This is a genomic window from Planotetraspora sp. A-T 1434 (assembly GCF_025420585.1).
GTDB lineage: Bacteria > Actinomycetota > Actinomycetes > Streptosporangiales > Streptosporangiaceae > JAOEGB01.
Genome location: NZ_JAOEGB010000077.1, coordinates 1 through 1,110 on the forward strand (window position 1 = coordinate 1; position 1,110 = coordinate 1,110).

The following is a 1,110-nucleotide window of genomic DNA, read 5'->3' on the forward strand; positions in this document are numbered from 1 at the left end:
CTGAGGATCGAGCCCGGTGAAGTCGAGGCGGCCCTCGTACGGCTGCCCGATGTGGCCGAGGCGGCCGTCGTGGCCAGGCAGAGCGAGAACGGGCACAACCGGCTCGTGGCCTACCTCGTGCCGGCCGGCGGCGCGGCGCCCGACACTACCGCGCTGCGCGAGGCGTTGCGGCGGCACCTGCCCGACTACCTGGTGCCGGCCGCGTTCGTGGTCCTCGACCGGCTGCCGACGACTTCCAGCGGCAAGCTGAACCGCAAGGCGCTGCCCGCGCCGGACTTCGCGGCGGGGGCTCGTTCGGAGTACGTGGCTCCGCGCACGGACGTCGAGCGCGTCCTGGCGGGCATCTGGTCGCAGGCGCTCGGGGTTGACCGGGTCGGCGTCGAGGACAACTTCTTCGAGCTGGGCGGCGACTCGATCCTGAGCATCCAGGTGGTGTCCCGGGTGCGGGCGGCGCTTGGCGTTCAGTTGTCCCCGCGGGTGCTGTTCACCACGCCCACGGTGGCGGGCCTGGCGGCCGAGATCGGCGCCGACGTGCGCCTCGGCGGCGTCGAGATGCGCTCGGCCATCCCGGTCGTGCCACGGGACCGGCCGCTGCCGTTGTCGTTCGCGCAGCAGCGGCTGTGGTTCCTGCACGAGTTCGAGCCCGACAGCACGGAATACCTCACCCCCATGGCCCTCCGGCTGCGGGGCTCACTCGACGTGCCGGCGCTGCGGTCGGCGTTGAGCGGGCTGGTGGCCCGGCATGAGTCGTTGCGCACGACGTTCGAGGAGGTGGAGGGCCGGGGTGTGCAGGTGGTGCACCCGCCGTACGAGGTGGCGCTGCCCGTGCTCGACCTCTCGGGCAGCGCGGCTAAGAACGGACGGCCGGAACGGGATCGGGAAGCCGAGCTCATGCAGGTGCTCGACCAGGAGGCCCAGCACGGGTTCGATCTCCGGTACGGCCCGCTGCTCCGAGCCCGGTTGGTACGGATGTCCGACGAGGACCACGTGCTCACGCTGACCTTGCATCACATCGTGACCGATGGGTGGTCGATGGGGGTGCTGGCGGAGGAGCTCGGCGTGTTGTACGGCGCCGGGGTGCGGGGTGAGGCGGCGGGTCTGCCGGTGTTG

General features: G+C 71.9%; 1 protein-coding gene. It reads left to right on the forward strand.

What is annotated here, in order from left to right:
- The coding region (locus N5079_RS35010; RefSeq protein WP_261588520.1) for a condensation domain-containing protein at positions 1–1,110 on the forward strand (1,110 nt) is incomplete at both ends.